21 protein-coding genes and 1 pseudogene are annotated in these 15,217 nt (G+C 73.7%); 15 read left to right on the plus strand and 7 right to left on the minus strand.

What is annotated here, in order from left to right:
* Window positions 1-22: 22 nt before the first annotated feature.
* The 4 genes from MTO91_RS25605 (at window position 23) to MTO91_RS25620 (ending at window position 3,606) form a co-directional block, all read left to right on the plus strand.
* The gene (locus MTO91_RS25605; protein ID WP_357437139.1) at window positions 23-493 is read left to right on the plus strand and encodes a MarR family winged helix-turn-helix transcriptional regulator; all 471 of its coding nucleotides are present in this window, start codon (window positions 23-25) and stop codon (window positions 491-493) included.
* Between the two features lie 65 nt (window positions 494-558).
* A complete protein-coding gene (locus tag MTO91_RS25610; protein WP_357437141.1) occupies window positions 559-1,446 on the plus strand; it encodes an alpha/beta hydrolase in 888 nt (295 codons plus the stop codon).
* 1 nt (window position 1,447) lies between these two features.
* Window positions 1,448-2,458 (plus strand): TIGR03617 family F420-dependent LLM class oxidoreductase, encoded by a 1,011-nt coding sequence (locus MTO91_RS25615; RefSeq protein ID WP_476653054.1) that lies wholly within the window; start codon window positions 1,448-1,450, stop codon window positions 2,456-2,458.
* Window positions 2,455-3,606: an acyl-CoA dehydrogenase family protein gene (locus MTO91_RS25620; RefSeq protein ID WP_405421078.1), complete on the plus strand. Its 1,152-nt coding sequence runs from the start codon at window positions 2,455-2,457 to the stop codon at window positions 3,604-3,606. The genes MTO91_RS25615 and MTO91_RS25620 overlap by 4 nt, the downstream gene beginning before the upstream one ends.
* A 56-nt stretch (window positions 3,607-3,662) precedes the next feature.
* Here MTO91_RS25620 and MTO91_RS25625 read toward each other — a convergent pair whose 3' ends face one another.
* The 7 genes from MTO91_RS25625 to MTO91_RS25655 all read right to left on the minus strand — a co-directional run bounded on the left by MTO91_RS25625 (window position 3,663) and on the right by MTO91_RS25655 (window position 8,040).
* Complete coding sequence (locus tag MTO91_RS25625) at window positions 3,663-4,067, minus strand: transglycosylase family protein (protein WP_476653055.1); 405 nt, start codon at window positions 4,065-4,067, stop codon at window positions 3,663-3,665.
* A gap of 377 nt (window positions 4,068-4,444) precedes the next feature.
* Window positions 4,445-4,828, minus strand: coding sequence for a hypothetical protein (locus MTO91_RS25630; RefSeq protein ID WP_476653056.1), 384 nt, complete (start codon window positions 4,826-4,828; stop codon window positions 4,445-4,447).
* 14 nt (window positions 4,829-4,842) lie between these two features.
* Window positions 4,843-5,475, minus strand: a complete 633-nt coding sequence (locus tag MTO91_RS25635; protein WP_357437150.1) for a class I SAM-dependent DNA methyltransferase — start codon at window positions 5,473-5,475, stop codon at window positions 4,843-4,845.
* 31 nt (window positions 5,476-5,506) lie between these two features.
* Entirely contained in the window at window positions 5,507-5,914 is a 408-nt protein-coding gene (locus MTO91_RS25640) for a hypothetical protein (RefSeq protein WP_253068037.1), read from the minus strand.
* Window positions 5,901-6,350: a DUF1707 SHOCT-like domain-containing protein gene (locus MTO91_RS25645; RefSeq protein ID WP_357437152.1), complete on the minus strand. Its 450-nt coding sequence runs from the start codon at window positions 6,348-6,350 to the stop codon at window positions 5,901-5,903. The genes MTO91_RS25640 and MTO91_RS25645 overlap by 14 nt, the downstream gene beginning before the upstream one ends.
* Before the next feature lie 56 nt (window positions 6,351-6,406).
* Complete coding sequence (locus tag MTO91_RS25650) at window positions 6,407-6,934, minus strand: PadR family transcriptional regulator (protein WP_073575981.1); 528 nt, start codon at window positions 6,932-6,934, stop codon at window positions 6,407-6,409.
* A gap of 17 nt (window positions 6,935-6,951) precedes the next feature.
* On the minus strand, window positions 6,952-8,040 hold the full coding sequence (locus MTO91_RS25655; RefSeq protein WP_476653059.1) for a hypothetical protein: 1,089 nt from the start codon (window positions 8,038-8,040) through the stop codon (window positions 6,952-6,954).
* Between the two features lie 250 nt (window positions 8,041-8,290).
* On the opposite strand from MTO91_RS25655, the pseudogene MTO91_RS25660 reads away from it, so the two are divergent.
* The 11 genes and pseudogenes from MTO91_RS25660 (at window position 8,291) to MTO91_RS25710 (ending at window position 15,200) form a co-directional block, all read left to right on the plus strand.
* Window positions 8,291-9,315, plus strand: a pseudogene (locus MTO91_RS25660) (NAD(P)-dependent alcohol dehydrogenase).
* Window positions 9,316-9,420: 105 nt separating this feature from the next.
* Complete coding sequence (locus tag MTO91_RS25665) at window positions 9,421-9,747, plus strand: putative quinol monooxygenase (protein ID WP_346102120.1); 327 nt, start codon at window positions 9,421-9,423, stop codon at window positions 9,745-9,747.
* Window positions 9,748-10,064: 317 nt separating this feature from the next.
* A complete protein-coding gene (locus tag MTO91_RS25670; RefSeq protein ID WP_062398619.1) occupies window positions 10,065-10,610 on the plus strand; it encodes a L,D-transpeptidase in 546 nt (181 codons plus the stop codon).
* 106 nt (window positions 10,611-10,716) lie between these two features.
* Window positions 10,717-11,532, plus strand: a complete 816-nt coding sequence (locus MTO91_RS25675) for a class I SAM-dependent methyltransferase (protein ID WP_476653060.1) — start codon at window positions 10,717-10,719, stop codon at window positions 11,530-11,532.
* A 109-nt stretch (window positions 11,533-11,641) separates the two neighbouring features.
* Complete coding sequence (locus MTO91_RS25680; RefSeq protein ID WP_405421068.1) at window positions 11,642-12,115, plus strand: hypothetical protein; 474 nt, start codon at window positions 11,642-11,644, stop codon at window positions 12,113-12,115.
* A gap of 280 nt (window positions 12,116-12,395) precedes the next feature.
* Window positions 12,396-12,860, plus strand: coding sequence for an Asp23/Gls24 family envelope stress response protein (locus tag MTO91_RS25685; protein ID WP_073575988.1), 465 nt, complete (start codon window positions 12,396-12,398; stop codon window positions 12,858-12,860).
* A complete protein-coding gene (locus tag MTO91_RS25690) occupies window positions 12,857-13,258 on the plus strand; it encodes a hypothetical protein (protein ID WP_073575989.1) in 402 nt (133 codons plus the stop codon). The genes MTO91_RS25685 and MTO91_RS25690 overlap by 4 nt, the downstream gene beginning before the upstream one ends.
* Window positions 13,259-13,325: 67 nt before the next feature.
* Window positions 13,326-13,538: a hypothetical protein gene (locus MTO91_RS25695; protein ID WP_062398628.1), complete on the plus strand. Its 213-nt coding sequence runs from the start codon at window positions 13,326-13,328 to the stop codon at window positions 13,536-13,538.
* Between the two features lie 5 nt (window positions 13,539-13,543).
* On the plus strand, window positions 13,544-14,059 hold the full coding sequence (locus MTO91_RS25700) for an Asp23/Gls24 family envelope stress response protein (protein ID WP_476653062.1): 516 nt from the start codon (window positions 13,544-13,546) through the stop codon (window positions 14,057-14,059).
* Window positions 14,056-14,601 (plus strand): DUF6286 domain-containing protein, encoded by a 546-nt coding sequence (locus MTO91_RS25705; protein WP_346102112.1) that lies wholly within the window; start codon window positions 14,056-14,058, stop codon window positions 14,599-14,601. Before MTO91_RS25700 ends, MTO91_RS25705 begins: the two co-directional genes overlap by 4 nt.
* Window positions 14,601-15,200 carry an Asp23/Gls24 family envelope stress response protein gene (locus tag MTO91_RS25710; RefSeq protein ID WP_179761582.1) on the plus strand — a complete coding sequence of 200 codons (600 nt, stop codon included), beginning with the start codon at window positions 14,601-14,603 and terminating at the stop codon, window positions 15,198-15,200. The genes MTO91_RS25705 and MTO91_RS25710 overlap by 1 nt, the downstream gene beginning before the upstream one ends.
* Window positions 15,201-15,217 lie beyond the last annotated feature (17 nt).

Here is a 15,217-nt window from a genome sequence, read left to right on the forward strand (position 1 = left end):
ACCCAGGTGTCATACTCGGAGGGTGCCCGGCATCGACGACACCGCCGAGAAGCTGGCCGAGGTCTACGTACTCGTGGGCCCCCTCTACCGGCGGGTGCTGCGCGAGGTCGAGGAGTCCGCGCCGGACAACCGGGTCTCGGCGGGCGTGCGCGCGGTGCTCGACCAGCTCCGGCGGCACGGCCCGATGACCGTGCCCGGGATCGGGCGGTCGCAGTCGCTCAGCCGGCAGTTCGTGCAGCGGATGGTCGACGACGCGCTGGCCGCCGGGCTCGTCGAGCGGGCGGACAACCCGCGGCACCGGCGGTCCCCCCTGATCGTGCCGACGCCGGCCGGGCGCGCGGTGATCGACGAGGTCGTCGGACGGGAGCACGCGCGGCTGCGCGCGGTCGCCGGACACCTCGACCCCGCCGACGTCGACGCGACGCTGCGGGTACTCGCCGCGATGGTCGCCGACCTGACCGAGATCGAACCGGAGATCGAACCCGGGCATTGACCCCCTCGGCCCGGTGGCGCACGATCCGACCGAGATCGACCCCCCACCACTGGCGGTGCCCACGCATGTCCGACACGTTCACCTTCTCCGGCCGCGACGGCGCCGCCGTCACCGCCTACCGCTGGCTCCCCGCCGCCGCGGGCGACCCGGTGCGCGGGATCGTCCAGATCACCCACGGCATGGGCGAGCACGCCCTGCGCTACGTCGCCCTCGCCGACGCGCTGACCGCCCGCGGCTTCGCCGTCTACGCCCAGGACCACCGCGGTCACGGCGCCACCGCGGGCGGGCCCGAGAAGTTCGGCGTCCTCGGCGACGACGGCTGGGAGCAGCTGGTCGGCGACATCGGGCTGCTGTCCGCGCACGCCCGCGCCGAGCATCCGGGCGCCCCGCTGGTGCTGCTCGGTCACAGCATGGGCTCGTTCGCCGTGCAGCAGTTCCTCGTCGCCGACGCGCCGCCGCCGGACGCGGTCGTGCTGTCCGGCACCGCGTTGCTCGACCTGATGGAGCAGGGCCTGGACCTGTCCGCGCCGCTGGACCTGTCGTCGTTCAATGCGCCGTTCGAGCAGCGCACCGGTTTCGAGTGGCTCAGCCGCGACCCCGCTCAGGTCGACGCCTACGTCGCCGACGCCCGCTGCGGCTTCGGCCTCGACCTGCCCGGCACGCAGGCGATGTTCGCCGCCGCCCGGCCGCTCGGCGAGGCCGCCACGCTGAAGCGGATCGCGGGCGGACTGCCGGTGTACGTCGTCGTCGGGGACGAGGACCCGGTCAACGCCGGGCTGGCCCTGGTGCGGCCGCTGACCGAGCGCTACGCCGAGGCCGGGCTGCACGACGTCACGCTGAAGATCTGGCCGGGTGCCCGGCACGAGGTGTTCAACGAGACCAACCGCGAGGAGATCGTCGCGGACCTGCTGTCCTGGCTCGACCGTGTCGTCCCCGAGCAGCGGGGGGCCTGAGTTGCGCGTCGACACCACCGGCGGCTTCTCCGCCTCCCCGCTCGAGACCGAGGCGGCGGCCGTCGCCGCGGAGGCCGAGGGCTACGACGCCCTGTCGGTCCCCGAGACCTCGCACGACGCGTTCGTGTCGCTGGCGCTGGCCGCCCGGGCGACCAGCCGGATCCGGCTGCAGTCGGCGATCGCGGTCGCCTTCGCCCGCAACCCGATGACGCTGGCCTACCAGGCCAACGACGTGCAGCTGCTCTCCGGCGGCCGCTTCGACCTGGGGCTCGGCTCGCAGGTCCGCCCGCACATCGAGCGCCGGTTCGGGATGCCGTGGAGCCGCCCCGCGGCCCGGATGGAGGACTTCGTCTCCGCCCTGCGGGCGATCTTCGACGCCTGGGCCACCGGGGACCGGCTGCATCACCGCGGCGAGTTCTACTCCCACACCCTGATGACCGAGTTCTTCTCACCGGGGCCGAACCCGCACGGGATCCCGCCGGTGATGCTGGCCGCGGTCGGCGAGCGGATGACCGAGGTCGCGGGCCGGGTCACCGACGGCCTGCTGGCGCACTCGCTGACCTCACCGTCGTACCTGGCGGAGGTGACGCTGCCCGCGCTGCGCCGCGGACGCGGCCGCGACGACCTCGCCGGCTTCGACGTGTGCCTGCCGGTCTTCGCGGTCCTGGGCGCCGACGCCGAGGCCCGGGCCGTCGCCGAGGCCGGGGTGCGACGCCAGATCGCCTTCTACGCCTCCACCCCGCCGTACCGGCCGGTGCTGGAGCACCACGGCCGCGGCGCGCTCGCCGACGAGCTCAACGGACTGTCGCGCCGGCAGGCCTGGGACGAGATGACCGGCCTGGTCGACGACGACCTGCTGGCGCTGTTCGCCGTCGCGGGCGACCCGGCCGAGGTGGCGTCCGGGATCGCGGACCGCTACCGCGGCCTCGTCGACCGGGTCTCGCTCAACACCCCCTACGACGCCGACCCCACCCTGGTGCTCGACGTCGTCACCCGGCTGCGCGCGGCGTGAGCACGCATCCGGAGATCCGGGAGGGGGTCCGCGCGGTCTGCTCCCGCTTCGGGTCGGAGTACTGGCGCACCTGCGACCGCGAGCACCGGTTCCCGCAGGAGTTCCACGACGCGATGGCCGCCGGCGGCTGGATCGGCGTAGCCATCCCCGAGGCCTACGGCGGCGGGGGTGCCGGGATCTCCGAGGCCGCCGCGGTGATGGAGGAGGTCGCCGCGTCCGGGGCGGCGATGAACGGGGCGTCGGCGATCCACCTGTCGGTCTTCGGGATGAACCCGGTCGTCCGGCACGGCTCGGAGGAGATGCGGCGGCGCTACCTGCCCCGGGTCGCCGACGGGTCGCTGCAGGTCGCGTTCGGTGTCACCGAGCCCGACGCGGGACTCGACACCACCGCGATCACCACGACCGCCCGCCGCGACGGCGACCGGTACCTGGTCCGCGGGCGCAAGGTGTGGACGTCGAAGGCGCCGTTCTGCGACAAGGTCCTGCTGCTGGTGCGCACCACCCCGCGCGCGGAGGTGGCGACGCGGACCGGCGGGCTGTCGCTGCTGCTCGCCGACCTGCAGCGCCCCGAGGTCACGATCACCCCGATCGACAAGCTGGGCCGCAACGCGGTGGTGTCCTGCGAGGTCGTCTACGACGACCTGCCCGTCGACGCCGCCGACCTGGTCGGCGAGGAGGGCCGCGGCTTCCGGCTGATCCTCGACGGGCTCAACCCGGAACGGATCCTGATCGCCGCCGAGGCGCTGGGCACCGGGCGGGCCGCGCTGGCCGCCGCCGTCGCCTACGCGAAGGAGCGCACCGTGTTCGGGCGGCCGATCGGGCAGAACCAGGGCATCGCGTTCCCGCTGGCCGAGGCGCACATGCGGCTCCGGGCGGCGTCGCTGGTGATCGCCGATGCCGCGGCCCGCTACGACGCGGGCGAACCGTGCGGCGAGCAGGCCAACACCGCGAAGTTCCTGGCCGCCGAGGCCGCGTTCTTCGCCGCGGACCGGGCGGTGCAGACCCTCGGCGGATTCGGCTACGCCACCGAGTACGACGTGAGCCGCTACTTCACCGAGGCCCGCCTGATGCGCCTGGCACCGCTGCCGCAGGAGATGGTGCTCAACCACGTCGCCGAGCACGTGCTCGGGCTGCCCCGCAGCTACTGACACACGACGGCGGCCGGTGACCCGCCCGGGTCACCGGCCGCCGTACGTGCCGCGTACTACCGCAGGCCCAGCTTCTTGGAGCAGGCCGGCCACGCCTTCCAGCCCTGGGCGTCCAGGACGTTCTCGGCGACGCGGATCTGCTCGGACTTGCTGGCGTTGTGCGCCTTGCCCGACCCGCCGAAGGCCTTCCAGGTGGACGGCGTGAACTGCAGGCCGCCGGAGAAGCCGTTACCGGTGTTGGTGTTCCAGTTCCCGCTGGACTCGCACTGGGCGAGCTTGTCCCACGTCGAGGTCGCGACGGACTGCGTGGGGACCGCGACGGCGGCGGGGGCGACCGCGGCGGAGGTCTCGGGGGCGGCCGTCGCGGGCCCGGCGAGGGCGAGCGGAGCGCCGAACGCCAGGACACCGGCGACGAGAGTTCCGACGAAACGCCCACGGATGGACATGCGCGTGTTGCTCATTGTGTGATCACCTGAGGTCCGGACCCACGGCTTTCCGGGCGGGCCGGTCGCGCGGGGAGCGCTGTGCCGGTGTCGTCGCGAGGGGACTCGCGGCCCGCGGCCCCGTCTCGGTCCGTGCAGGTCGACTGGCCGGGGACCGCGGGACGGGGCCGTGGTGGCGTGGCGGTTCCGGCGCTTCGGTGCATGCCCGGCCCGTGTGGACCGGAGCGACCACGAAGGTCGCCGACCGGCCGAGATCAGGTCAAGCGGACAACCGGTGACGTATCACACGGAGATAACGACGGAGTGCGTCGTCGCAGCTCAGAAGCGCATTTTCACAATCACGGAACCGACAGCGAACAGGGCGACGCTTTCGATCCGGAGATGTTCCACCGGCATCAGCGGCGCGGCGCGCCCTCGGCCCGGCGCAGGGTGAACACCGCGATCCGCACGACCATCGCGTCGAGCAGCAGAGCGCCGAACGCCCACGCGTCGAGCCAGGCGGTCCAGTTCCTCCCCTGCGCGACGGCGAGGAGCCCGGGCACGAGGAACAGCGCGACACCGAGCCCGCCGGCGACGGCACAGGCGAGCAGCGCCGGGCCGTCGGCCCGGCGCAGCAGCAGGAGCAGCGACACGACGGCGGCCGCGGCGACGAGCCCGTCCAGCCCGGCCGGGACCGGTCCCGTGGCGCCGAACGCGAGCCGGACGTGCACGGCGGCCGAGAGCACCAGCAGCACGGTCAGGATCCGGCGCCCGGTCATCGTGCCGCGGTCGTCGTTCATGGGTCCATCCTCACCTACCGCACCCGCAGCACCAGGAGGCGGCAGTCGACCTGCTGTCCGGACCGGTAGGGCGCGACCTCGATCGAGACGGCCTCGAACACGTCGGCGGCGGCGAGCCGGTCGACCTCGGCACGGTAGCCACCGGACTCCCAGACGTCGTCGAGGACGGTCGCGACCAGGTAGCCGCCCGGCCGCACGACCCGCGTGAACTCCGCCAGCGCCGAGGGCCCGACATGGGCGTGGGTGAGCGTCCCGACGCAGACGACGACGTCGTAGGAGTCGTCGGGCAGCTCCAGCGCGGCGGTGAGGTCGGCCTCGCGCAGGTCCCGGTAGGCGCCGGTGGCGCCGGCCCGCTCCAGCATCCCGGCCGACAGGTCGATCCCGTCGACGGTGGTCGCGCCGCGCTCGCGGAGCGCGACGCCGACCAGCCCCGTGCCGCAACCGGCGTCGAGGATCTCCCCGCCGGGGCCCGCGGCCGCGACGACGGCGTCTGCGGTGACCGCGGGCGCGACGTAGCCCTGGGCCTCGCCGGTGAGGTCGGCGTCGTAGGTGGGGGCCCACTCGTCGTAGAGGGCCCGGGCGTCGGCCGGGCCGCTCAGCGAGTAGGCGCGTTCCAGGTGGGGGTCGCCCCCGGTGCTCGTGGCCATCGCCCGATCATGGTGGACGGCCCGCGGGCTGTCATGCGCGCCCGAGCAACCCCCGGCGCGGCGGGTCGGCGGCGAGCAGCGAGAGCGCGCACAGCGCGCCCCAGCCGGCGGCGACCATGGTCGCCTTCTCCCGGGCGTCGCGGTCGGGGAGCTGCGAGCCCAGCACCACGAGGTCGACGATGTCGGCGCCGACCCGCACCGCGACGGCGGCCTTGAGCGGGGTGCCGGCCGGAGCCAGCGCCATGGCCAGGCCGGACGCGAGGTCCCGCCCGCCGACCGCCCGCGCGAGCAGCGTGGTCCCCGCGGACGGGGTCCGGCCGCCGCCGGACAGCTTCGTCGGCGACAGCAGCACGTCCGGCTTCGCGGCGACGGCCGCACCGTAGGCGGCGGTGGCGGCGCCCAGCAGGCGGGGGATCCAGGTCAGGTCACGACGGGGCATGTACCCGGTGTACCCGTTCCGCGCCGGTTCTCGCCCGCCCGCACGGACCGGCGACCGAGCGACCGGTGAGCGTGCCGAGCGCGAGCACCGCACCCCACGGCCCGATGACCCAGATCGGCCAGAAGTAGCCCCCGCCCCCGCCGAGCGCGACGGCGGCCCAGACCGTCAGGACGACCACCGCAGTCAGCGCCCACGGCCCCCAGGTCGCAGCCAGGACGGTCCGGCGGACCCGACGCTCACGCTCCGGGTCGGCGGGTCGCGGCAGCCGGGGCAGGTCCGCCTCGACCGCGGCGAGCTCCGACGCCGTGCGCGCCGCGGTCACCTGCTCGCTGCGGGTCGAGAACTCGGCGAGGTCGAGCCGCCCGTCCCCCACGTGCCTGCCGAGCCGCTCCAGTGCGCGCTCCCGCTCGGCGTCACCGATGCGTACGTCCAACATGACCACCCTCCTGATCGGATACTGATACTATCCGCTATCCGTGCCGGGGGCACAAGTCAGAGCTCGTCGAGGAAGGCCAGCGCCGCCTCCGCCGAGGTGCGCCGCCAGGCGGCCAGCATCCGGTCGAACTCGTCGGCGCCGTCCCCCGCCCGTCCGGCCCGGTCCTGCTCGGCCCGCAGCGCCGCGACGATCGGGGCCAGCTCGCGACGCTGGGCGTCGACCAGCGCGGTCGCATCCCGGCCGTGCCGGTGCAGCACCGCCAGCTTCAGCAGGAACTCCGACCGCAGGTCCCGCACGTGCGGGACCGGAGTGCCCAGCCAGGCGTCCACGTGGCCCCGACCGGTCGGGGTGGCGGCGTAGAGGGTCCGGGGCGGGCCGCCCTTCGTCTCGACGGCCTCAGCGGTGATCAGGCCGGCGTCGACCAACCTGCCGATGGCCCGGTAGACGACCGGGCGCGGGATCTGCCAGACCCGGCCCAGCTCGCCGTCGGCAGCGGTGAGCGCGGCGACGGCGAAGCCGTGCACCGGGCGCTCACCGGCCACGGCCAGGACGACCCACTCGGCGAGTCCCAGCCGTGGAAGCATCGGGCCAGCGTAGGGCCTCACCGGTTGACGGCCGCCCCGTTGCCCTCCGCCCAGGAGAAGCCGCGGTCGTAGAGGAAGCGCAGCTCCGGATCGCTCTCCAGCACGAGCCGCTGCCCGTCCCCGGCCAGTTCCACCCGGCCGTCGGGCCGGACCGCCCAGGTGAGTTCGACCGTCCGGACGGCGGGCTCGAATATCGGGGCGGCCCCGGACTGCGGCGGGTTCCACTCGACCCGGATCGTCCGGTCCCCCACGGGCCGCCACGTCCCGCGGACGAACGTGCTGTCGGCGAGCCGGATCGCGATCCCGGCGGACCCGGACTGCGGGTAGCCGGGGAGCGGGACCGACGGCCCGACGTAGGTCCACTGCCCGACGGCCACGTGCTGCCAGCGCCGGTCGTCGGCGAGCCGCGCGGCCGGGGCCGTCGGGTCCTCCACCACCCGGTACACCCCGGCGAGCGCGAGGTCACCCCGCTGGAGGGCGGGCTGGAACTGCTGGAACAGCACACCCTGCGCGGCGACCAGGGCCAGCCCGAGCACCGGGACGAGCCACCGGGTGACCCGGCGGACCCTCGGCCACGGCAGCAGCCGCGGGGACCCCTCGGTCGCCGCCGTCGGACGCCCGGCCAGGAACCGGACCACCCGCGGCAGCTCCGGGGCCGCGACGAGCGCGAACCCGACCGTCAGGGCGAGGGCGATCTGCTTGACCGGCACGTCGTAGGTCATGTTCAGCAGGAAGACGGTGCCGAGCGCGACGGTGCCGAGCAGGCCGCCGATCCACGCCGTGCGCCGGAACACCAGCAGCAGCACGACGACGAGCTCGGCGAACCCGGCGAGGAACTGGATCACCGGGGAGTAGGCCATGAGCCCCCACAGCAGGCCCATCGGGCTCTTCTCGCCGGTCATGGCCAGCGCGTCGGAGTAGTCGGCCCGGCCCATCTGGGTCAGGTTGAGCTTCGACCACACGTAGGCCTGCATGACCATGATCAGGACGAACCGCAGCAGCGCGTGCAGCACCCAGCCCACCCGGTTCCACCACGGCCGCACGGCCGTCGTGACCACGGCCCCGTCCTCCCGCCGCACCGCGGCGGCCCCCCTCGTCCCGGTCATGACACGACGGTAGGGACGGTGGCGCGGTCGCGGATCCCTCCTCCGACGGATCCTGCGCTCCTCCGCGGGTGGGAGACGTGAACCACAGCCCGCCGATGCATTGTGCACAACCATCAACGGGTAGCCACATGGCGATGCGGCTGCACGACGGCCGCCCGTCCCCGCCGCGGCGCCGGAGCCCGGCCACCCCAGACACGACGTCCACACGCGACGCCGACCAGGAGGAAACGTGCCCACGACCGTGCCCGCCATGACCACCGCCGGCCCGAACAAGCCGTTCGAGCGCGGGACCGTGACCCGTCGCGACCCGAAGCCGCACGACGTCGTCATCGACATCCGGTACGCCGGGATCTGCCACTCCGACATCCACCAGGCCCGCGACGAGTGGGGCGAGGGCATCTACCCGATGGTCCCCGGCCACGAGATCGCCGGCGTCGTCTCCGCGGTCGGCGACGACGTGACCCGCTACGCCGTGGGCGACACCGTCGGCGTCGGCTGCTTCGTCGACTCCTGCCGCGAGTGCGAGAACTGCAGGGCCGGCGAGGAGCAGTACTGCCTCGAGGGCGAGGTGCAGACCTACAACGCGAAGGAGTACGACGGCGAGCCACCTACGGCGGCTACTCCACGCAGATCGTCGTCGACGAGAACTACGTGCTGCGCATCCCGGACGGCGTCGAGCTCGACGTCGCCGCGCCGCTGCTCTGTGCCGGCATCACGCTCTACTCCCCGCTCCACCACTGGGGCGCGGGCCCCGGGAAGAAGGTGGCGATCGTCGGCATGGGCGGTCTCGGCCACATGGGCGTGAAGATCGCCGCGGCGATGGGCGCCGAGGTCACGGTGCTCTCCCGCACGCTGTCCAAGGAGCAGGACGGCAAGCGACTCGGAGCAGCGCACTACTACGCGACCTCGGACGAGTCCACCTTCACCGAGCTGGCCGGATCCTTCGACCTGATCGTCAACACCGTGGCCGCGGTGATCCCGGTCGACGACTACCTCGGGCTGCTGAAGCTCGACGGCTCGATGGTCAACGTCGGCGTGCCCGAGGAGAAGCTGTCCTACCACGGGTTCTCACTGGTCGCAGGCCGCAAGAGCCTGTCCGGCTCGAAGATCGGTGGCATCCGCGAGACCCAGGAGATGCTGGACTTCTGCGCCGAGCACGGCCTCGGCGCCGACATCGAGACGATCTCCTGCGACCAGGTCGACGGGGCCTGGGAGCGGGTCGTGCGGGGCGACGTGCGCTACCGCTTCGTGATCGACACCGCGACCTTCGGCTGAGGGGGTCGTCAAGCCCGCGGCGTCGCACTTCGAGACGCCCGCGATGCGGCGATCCGTGGAAAGATCCCGGCGACGTTGCCGACCAGAAGTGAACCGGAGGCTCACGTGATCCTCATCGTGCTCAAGGCCCAGATCCGCCCGGACAAGCGCGAGGAGTGGCTGTCCGGCATCTCGCAGTACAAGAAGGACGTGAACTCCGAGCCGGGCAACATCTCCTTCGACTACCACGAGAACTACGAGAAGCAGAACGAGTTCGTGATCGTGGAGGTCTTCAAGGACAGCGCGGCCGGCGACGCGCACGTCAAGACCGACCACGCGCAGAAGTTCTTCGACTTCATGGGCTCGGTCGTGCCGGAGAAGCCGCTCGTCAACTTCCAGAGCGAGGATGGCAAGGACGCCTGGGTCGAGATGGGCGAGGTCACCCCGCACTGACCCCCTCCCTCCCGACGATGCCGGCGACCCCACGGGGCGCCGGCATCGTCGCGTCCACCGGTGCCGCGAGCAGGTGCCCCGGCTGCGCCGGACCGACGGAGTCGGGCGGACCGGACATCGGAACCGAGACGGTCCTTCCGGGTGATCGGGACGGGAGCGCACCGCGTCCCGGCCGGTCGACGCCGGGGTGCAGACTGGCCGCGCACGGCAGAGCTTTTCGTCACGCAACCCCGGGCGCTCCCCGCGCGTCTCCCACGGTGACGGAACGATCACGTGGCGTCGCCTCCCCGAGCGACGCGGACGAACAGGAGCACCCCATGGACACCGTCCGGCAGCGTCCCCGCCGCCTCGTCGCACTGGGCCTCGGACTGGCCACCATCGCGGGTGTCGCCGTCGCCGGGACAGCACTGGCCGGATCCCCCGCCGCCGAGCAGGCCCGCGCACAGCCGCTCGTCCCGGGCACCCCGTGCTCGATCACCGCCAAGGCCTGCGTCGACCTGGACTCGCAGAAGTCCTGGCTCATCCAGGACGGCAAGGTCATCCGTGGCCCGATCGGCATCTCCTCCGGCGGCAACGGCCAGGAGACCCCGGTCGGCCACTCCCTGCGCGTCTACCGCAAGGACGCGACCCACAAGAGCGAGGAGTCGCGGCTGCCGAACGGCGACCCGGCCCCGATGCCCTGGTCGGTGTTCTTCAACGACGGCGGCATCGCCTTCCACAGCGGCGACCCGAACCGCTCCTCGGCCGGCTGCATCCACGTCCCGCCGGACGAGGCCAAGGCGTACTTCGACTACCTGCAGATCGGCGACCAGGTGCAGGTCGTGAAGGCCTCCGAGGAGACCGCGGCCCGTCAGGGGCAGTGAGCGCGGAGTCACCGCATCGGGGAGTGCTCGGGCATCCGGCGTAACGCGGAGATGGTCGTCCGGCGACACACCGGACGTATCACCCGTCCGTCCCCGGGAGCGCCCGATGGCCGCGAGCCGACCCGCCCGTCGCACGCCGATCGACCACGCCCGGCGGATCGCGCGGCTCTCCCTGAGCGGCGGCGCGCGTGCCGCCGCGGTCCCGGTGCGTGGCCTGGCCCGGCTCGGCCGCGACGAGCGCGACCCGCGCTGGACCGGCCAGACCTGGCTGTGGCAGCCGGGCTGGGGCCGGCGCACGCACGACCGGCTCTACCGCAGCCCGGACCCGTACTCGATCGGGCTGTCGGCCTACGAGCAGCAGAAGTACGGCACCGTCATGGATGCGCTCGCCGGCCGCCGCTTCGACCGGGTGCTGGAGGTCGGCTGCGGCGAGGGTGACCTGTCGGTCCGCCTCGCCGGGCACACCGCGGCGCTGCTCGGGGTCGACATCTGCTCCGCCGCGGTCCAGCGGGCCGCCGCCCGGGTGCCGTCGGGGACCTTCGTCCGCCGCACGCTCCCGCACGAGATGCCCGAGGGCGACTTCGACCTGATCGTCTGCTCCGACGTCCTCTACTACTGGGAGACGGTCACGCTGCAGGTCGGCCTGGCCGCCCTGCTGGACCGCCTCCGGCCGGGCGGGATGCTGCTCGCCTACCACTACCGCGGGGCGTTCGGACAGGCCGGGACGGCCGACCGGGTACACGAGGCGCTCGCCGTCGCGGCGGCCGCCCGCGGACTGACGGGCCGGGCGCACGAGACCGTCGACGGCGTCGGCCCCGACCGCGCCGGGGCCCGGTTCGACGTCGTGGTCCACCCCGAGGTTGCGGTGCCGTCCCCACGCCGCCCGGAGCCGGGCGTCGCAGCGCGCGCACGCCGTTCCTGAGGGGTCGGCTGGGCCGGGTGGCGGTGCGACCGTTGGACCGTCCGGTCGTTCTCGTCAGGTCGACGTGGACCTGTCGTGACCGGGTGGTTCCTGGTTACCGTCCGGAGTCATGACGGTCGACGCCGACGGACCCGCCGGAATGGCCGGTGCGCAGCGCGTGGTCACGATCCCCGAGCTGAGCGCACCGAGCTACCTGCAGGCGGTGCTGTCGATCGCCTACCGCGACGAGCGCAACAGCGTCCCGCTCACCGTCGCCACACCGGCCGGGCTCGTGTTCGGCAACGCCGTGCACCCCTCGGCCTGGCTGCGCGGGCTCGGGGACCAGCTGCGCCGGCTCACCGCGGGCGACCCGGGCAACGAGTCCGCGGCGTCGATGGCCGACATGTTCGACGACATGGCCGACGGCCGCGGCGACGAGCACCCCGGCCGGGACATCCCGGTGAAGGACATCCACTGGATCTACTTCACCGACGCGCTCGTGGTCCCGACCGCCGCCGGCGGGCCGAACTACGTCGAGCCGGCCTGCTGGCAGGTGGCACTGCGCGATGTCACCGGCTGGACGATCGGCCTCCCGCCCGGCTGAGCGCCACGTCCGATGATCATCTGATCGGGTGATCGCAAACCGGTCGGCCCGATCTCCCGCCCGGACCTCCCGTCGCAGGTCACAGGGTTCCAACCCAGGTCAGCGGCCCGCAGCCCCGACCGCGGTGTGACGACGACCACGTGAGGTCGCCCGTGAGGATGTGCCGCCCCGGGACCTCCTATGTGTGTCGAGCGGATCGACGGGGCACCACCGGAACGAACCGGCCCCCCGATCCGGACCACTGTGAGGCCCGATACCGGGCCACGACCTGGAGGCGCACATGAGCACCACCGAGACCAAGACCCCGGCCGTCACCGGCACCCCGTCCGCCCTGCAGTCCGAGCACGGCAGCACCCGCATCGCCGAGACGGTCGTCTCGAAGATCGCCGGTCTGGCGGCCCGCGAGGTCAGCGGCATCTACGCCCTCGGCGGCGGCGCGGCCCGCGCGTTCGGCGCGCTGCGCGAGCGCATCCCGGGTGGCACCACCAACGCCTCGCAGGGTGTGTCGGTCGAGGTCGGCGAGAAGCAGGCCGCCGTCGACATCAACGTCGTCGTCGAGTACGGCGTCTCCATCGCCGACCTGGCGAAGGCCGTCCGCCGCAACGTCATCTCCGCCCTGGAGCGGATGACCGGACTCGAGGTCGTCGAGGTCAACATCTCGGTCGACGACGTCCACCTGCCGTCCGAGGACGACGGCAAGGACGAGGAGCCGAAGAAGATCGAGTCCACCTCGCGGGTGGCGTGAGCGCCCGCGTCGCCGCGGACGGCGACGGGATCGTCGCCACGGGTGCGGTCGACACCGACCGGATCGCCGACGCGGTGCTGGGTTGCCCCGGCGTCGCACAGCTGCACGGCGGCCGGTTCGGTGAGATCGCCACCTACCTGCCCGGACGCCGGGTGAGCGGCATCCGCGTGGACCCCACGGCCCCGGCCGTCGAGGTACACGTGGTCGGCCGCTACCCGGCCTCCGTGGCCGAGATCGACCGCCAGGTCCGCACCGCGCTGCTCCCGGTCGTCGGGGGCGCGCGGGTGGACGTGGTGGTCGGCGACTACGCCGGCCCCACCGAGTCGACGCCGATCCGGCCGTCGGACTCGGCACCCGCCACCGGCGAGCTCCCGGTCCCTCCCGCGGCCACCCCCTGACCCGCCCGGACGCCCGCCCACATCCCCGGACGTCCGGTACCTCCTCGTCTCGAAGGACGTGACTGTGATGTCCCTGTCCACCAACACCCAGATCGGCCTGATCGCCGGTCTCCTCCTGGCCATCGCCGGCATCGTCGGCGGCTTCGGCGGGTTCGTCCTCGCCCTGATCCTCGGCGCGATCGGCCTCGCCGTCGGCCGCTGGCTCGACGGCGACCTCGACCTGTCCGAGCTCTCCGAGCGGTCGGGGCTGTCCGGGCGCGGCCGCGACAAGGTCCGGTGAACCCGGTGAGCACCGTCGAGCCGGCGGGGACGGCGACCGGGGACCCGGACACGATCCGGGCCACCCGCCTCGCCCCTCCCCCGCCGGACGACACCCCGACCCGCACGATCGACACCGGTACCGGCTCCGCGGGTGCCGACGGCTCCGGCGGCACGGCCCCGGAGGACCGCGGCCGGATCGACGTCGCCGAACAGGTCGTGCAGAAGATCGCGCTCGGGGCCCTGGAGGAGACCGAGGGTGTCGGTGGCACCACCGGCACGGTCGGGCGGATGCTCGGCCGCGACGACTCCGGCGGCCACCCCCGCGTCGAGGCGACCGTCTCCGGGCAGTCGACCCGGATCGACGCGCGGATCTCGGCCGCCTACCCGTCCCCGGTGGCCGCGGTCTGCGACCGCGCCCGCGCGCACGTCGTGCGGCAGGTCGAGGCGCTGACCGGGCTGTCCGTCGCGCGGGTCGACATCGTCGTCACCGCGCTCACCGTCCCGGGCACCGCCCGGCCGGCCGCGAGGGAGCTCGAATGATCCGCCGCCCCCGCAAGTCCCTCGCCGCGGGCATCGTGGCGCTGGTCCTGCTCGCGCTCTGCGTCGTCGTCGCCGTCGCGGTCGTACAGCTGCTCCTCGGGCAGCAGCCGATCGTCGACTTCGGCGTGCTGGGGTCCACCGTCGCCGGGTTCACCGGAGCCGACGTGCCCGTGCTCGTCGTGTCCGGTCTGGTGGCGCTGGTCGGGCTGGTGCTCGTCGTGGTCGCACTGCGGCCGGGCACCCCGACCGTGTTCCCGCTGACCCCGGCGGGCGGAGCCGAGCACCTCGACTCCGGGATCACCCGGCGCAGCCTCAACCGGGCGCTGGCCGACGCCGCCACCGGCGTCGACGGCGTCACCAAGGCGTCGGTGAAGAGCACCGGGCGCCGCGCCGCCGTCACCGCGCACGCCGCGTTCGGCGAGCGTGCGGACCTGCGTGACCGGGTCCGCAGTGCGGTCGCGCAGCGGCTCGACGCCGTCGGACCGGCACGCAGCCCCAGGGTCACGGTGTCCGTGACCGGCACGAAGCAGAAGGAGGCGTGATGGCCAGCGCGACCCCACCGGCCCGGCTCAACCGGACCCTGCTGTTCCTGATCGGCCTCGTCCTGCTCGCCGCGGGCGTGTTCGGGCTGCTGTTCGGCACCGGCGTCCTGCGCCAGGTGCTCCCCGGGATCGACCCGTCGGTCCCGCTGCTGCCCGCCGGTCTCACGCTGCCCGAGTGGGCGCCGTGGGTGACGCTCGCCGTCGCCGTCGTGGTCGGGCTGCTGGCGCTGCGCTGGCTGCTCGCCCAGGCCCGGCGCAGGCCGCGCACCTCGGCGTGGACACTGCCGTCCGCACAGGTGGCGGGCCGGGACGCCGGGACGACCCGGATCCACTCCGACCACGCCGCGGACGCACTGGCCGCCGACATCGAGAGCTACGACGGCGTCCAGCGGGCCGCCGCCGCGCTCGTCGGCGACCGCCGCCGTCCGGAGATCCACCTGGACGTGACCGCGGACGACGGTGCCGACCTCGCCGCGCTGCGCACCCGGATCACCGACCACGCGCTGCCGCGGCTGCGGTCCGCACTGGACATCGAGTCCGGGCGCGCCGATCTGGTGCTGCGCCTGGCCGAGGAGAAGGAGCACTCGCGGGTGGGCTGAACACCGCACGGACTCAC

It is taken from the genome of Pseudonocardia sp. 2-7, from assembly GCF_056341085.1.